This is a genomic window from Candidatus Synechococcus spongiarum, from assembly GCF_900047545.1.
In the GTDB taxonomy this organism is placed as follows: Bacteria; Cyanobacteriota; Cyanobacteriia; order PCC-6307; family Cyanobiaceae; genus Synechococcus_B; species Synechococcus_B spongiarum_C.
This window is the reverse complement of sequence record NZ_FITM01000077.1, coordinates 1-3,027: the sequence shown is the minus strand read 5'-3', so window position 1 is coordinate 3,027 and position 3,027 is coordinate 1. Positions and strand designations below refer to the sequence as shown.

The 3,027-nt window shown below is 63.1% G+C and carries 4 protein-coding genes; 1 reads left to right on the top strand and 3 read right to left on the bottom strand.

Annotated elements, in window-relative coordinates:
• The first annotated feature begins 200 nt into the window (after positions 1 to 200).
• Positions 201 to 830 carry a TIGR04282 family arsenosugar biosynthesis glycosyltransferase gene (locus tag FLM9_RS03005; protein WP_257242978.1) on the top strand — a complete coding sequence of 210 codons (630 nt, stop codon included), beginning with the start codon at positions 201 to 203 and terminating at the stop codon, positions 828 to 830.
• Positions 831 to 887: 57 nt separating this feature from the next.
• Here the strand turns inward: FLM9_RS03005 and FLM9_RS03000 are convergent, their stop codons facing one another.
• The 3 genes from FLM9_RS03000 to FLM9_RS02990 are packed head-to-tail and all read right to left on the bottom strand — an operon-like array spanning position 888 to position 2,567.
• A complete protein-coding gene (locus tag FLM9_RS03000; protein WP_257242977.1) occupies positions 888 to 1,286 on the bottom strand; it encodes a DUF2812 domain-containing protein in 399 nt (132 codons plus the stop codon).
• A gap of 29 nt (positions 1,287 to 1,315) precedes the next feature.
• Positions 1,316 to 2,017 (bottom strand): TIGR04283 family arsenosugar biosynthesis glycosyltransferase, encoded by a 702-nt coding sequence (locus FLM9_RS02995; protein WP_074457194.1) that lies wholly within the window; start codon positions 2,015 to 2,017, stop codon positions 1,316 to 1,318.
• A complete protein-coding gene (locus tag FLM9_RS02990) occupies positions 2,007 to 2,567 on the bottom strand; it encodes a GNAT family N-acetyltransferase (protein WP_438801326.1) in 561 nt (186 codons plus the stop codon). The genes FLM9_RS02995 and FLM9_RS02990 overlap by 11 nt, the downstream gene beginning before the upstream one ends.
• Positions 2,568 to 3,027: the final 460 nt, after the last annotated feature.

The following is a 3,027-nucleotide window of genomic DNA, read 5'->3' as shown; positions in this document are numbered from 1 at the left end:
AGGTGAGCACACCCGCCCAGGTGCAGGTGCAAGTGGATCGGGGCCGTGTTGGCGAGCCGTTGGAATTGGGTATTGAGCGGCAAGGGGTGGCCCAAATCCTGGTGGTGGTGACCGAAGAGTTGAATCGGGAGTTGTTCTGAATGCCACGGCAGCAGGTTCCTGTTACAGGCCTGGCATCGTGCCGGCGCCCACCCTGGCTGGTGGTGGTTTTGTCCCGCTGGCCTGCCCCGGGCCGCTGCAAGCGCCGCCTGGCCCACGCCATCCATCCCGTGGCGGCGGCAACTATCCAGTCTCGGCTCCTGATTCACCTGCTCTCCTTGATCCAGCCTCTGGTGAAGGAAGGATTGGTGCATCTTCACCTGGCGGTGACGGGGGCCGGCCCCAAAGCATGGCGCCGCTGGCTTGGAGGCCTGGGGTATGCCAGCAGCGGAACGAGCCTCAACCGGCAAGGTGGGGGGAGTTTAGGGTGCCGCATGGCCCGCCAGGTGCGGTGGGGGCTGGCCCGACACTACCGTGGCGTGGTACTGCTGGGCAGCGATTGCCTGGGCCTGGAAACCGGAGATTTGCGTCAAGCGCTCCAACTGCTCAGCCTGGGGGAGAAGCCCCTTGTGCTGGGCCCGGCCCAGGACGGCGGCTATTGGCTGATGGGGCAGCGCTGCTTTGACGCTTGCCTGTTCAGTGGCTTGCCCTGGGGCACCCACAGGGTGGGATCTCTGACAACAACCCGCGCTTGCGCCTCCGGGTTTCAGGTGCATACCCTGTGTACGCGCTCTGATGTGGACCGGGTGCAGGATCTACGGCCCTGGCTGGCAGCCCTGAATCACGTCTGAGTCGGGCATCCCAGTGTCCATCAGGCCCACCAGGGTCTCAAGGTGTGCATCCATTCATCAAGGCAGGTGACGGCGGCGGAAGATGTACATCTGCAAGGGGCCCAGGTTGGTGATGTTGGTCAGCATCCAGCCCTTACTGCCCATCTTGTTGAGGAAGCGGCCCAGTTGTTCCGCTGGATGGGGAGAGGGCTTGCGCTTGTATTGGTTGGGAAACTGCTCCTCGATGAAATCGGGGCTCATGGAGCCCCCCAGCTTCTGGCTGGCGGCCGTGGCGGACGGCTGCTGCGACGTGTCCTCGTTGACATGAATGACGCAGTATTCCCAGCGCTCATGTTGTTCCGGGAGGACAGCTCCCCCCAAGGCATCGAGGTTCTCCACAGGATCAGGCCGGCCGTCCTTGGCCTGCTCCTCAGGGTGACGGGAGTGGCGGGACTCTTCGGGGGTGTCGGTTGCCAATGGCTGCCTGGAGCTGTCACTGACCTTAGCTAGGGACCCTGGCTGTAGTAGTCCCGCTTGAGGGTTTCACTATCTTCCCCCAAGACCCAGCGCAGCAGCAGGATCATGTTGCGCACGCTGGTGCGCAACAGGCCATGGCGATGCCAGCGCCGGGCGCTGGTGCAAATGCTGTGGGGAAGTTGCCGCACCCCGCCCCAGGCCCGCAGGCGCAGGACCAGATCCACGTCTTCCATGAGCGGCAGCTCCCGAAAGCCGCCACAGCGTTCGTAAAGGTGGCGATCAATCACCAGTCCCTGGTCCCCATAGGGGAGTCCCAACACCGTCGTGCGCAGGGCCACCAGCCGTTCCAGGATACGAAAGCATAGCTGGGGATCATCCACTTTGAAGCGAAAGCAGTGGGCCTGACCACGGGGTAACCGGCGGAGCTGCCGGCCCAATTCCGCACCACCGGCGAGACGAGAATCCGCATGGATAAACACGAAGCGATGGCCATGGGCCATGGCAACTCCGTGTCGTAACTGGGCGCCGCGGTTGGGGGAGCAACACACCACACGGGCCCCGTGAAGTCCCGCCACCTGTTGGGTGGCGTCCTGGCTCTCGCCGTCCACAACGATCAACTCGTCCCCCTCCGCCAGACCATCCTGCAGGTCAGCCAGAAGCAGGGCCAATCTCTGGTCTTCCTGGTGGGCAGGAACGATCCAGCTCAGGGTTGTGGCTGTCTCAGCAGGCATACCAGAAACAGCAGCGCTGGTTGTTGGGTTCCATCTGCCAGCCCTGGTTTTGATAGAAGCGGATGACGCCGGGATCCGCAAAGAGGGTGATATGCTCCACGCCCATGGTCCGGAGTCGCTTGACCACAAACGCCATGAGCCCATGCCCCAGACCCACCCCCTGGTAGGCGGGGTGGATCACCACGTCCCACACCGTGGCATTGATCACCCCGTCGCCGATGCAACGGGCAAAGCCCACCAGTCGAGGCAGACGGGGGTCATGGCACCAGACCCCCACCACCATCAAGCTGTGGCGAAGAGCCCGTCGCACCCGGCGCACGGGGCGCGGACGCCAACCGACTGCCGTGGTGATCCGCTCCAGCTCCAGCAGGTCCACTTCCCGGGACAGGCTGAGAAACATGCGCAGTTCGGCGTTGGGGATCCGCAACTCCTCGAAGCCGACGCCGTAAAGACATTGCAACAGGGTGGTCTCGTCAGCCTGGTCCTGGCCAGCACCCATCTGCCGGGTCTCGCGCAACAGGGATGATGACAGTCGGGGGCGCCAAAGCACCAAGACACACAGGCGATGACTTCACGTCAGCTTAAGGTCTGGACGCCATGTCTGGCGGTCATGACGGCGGCAATCAGCACAGTGGCGTGCATTACGGTCAGCCCATACCTGGATCAATTGTAAGAACATAGGTACTATGGTGCCACCTCAACTCAATAGGGGCTTTGGATGCTCCAACTGAACCTTGCGGACAACCACCGCACCAGGAGAAGACGTCTGCCATCACCGGGAAGCCTGAGGCGAAGACATGCAAAGCCAGGCTCGGCCAATTAGATGACGCCTGCCAACCGTGGCCCGCTTCATGGCGTCCCTTTTTCCACCCAGTCCCCTGCACACCTACCGCCTCCTGGATGCAGGGGCAGGCATGGGGGCACTGACCTGTGCCTTTCTCGACTGCTGGATGGCGGGTGGCTTTGGCTTTACGGCCGTAGAAGCGACCGCCTGCGAGATCGACGACCAC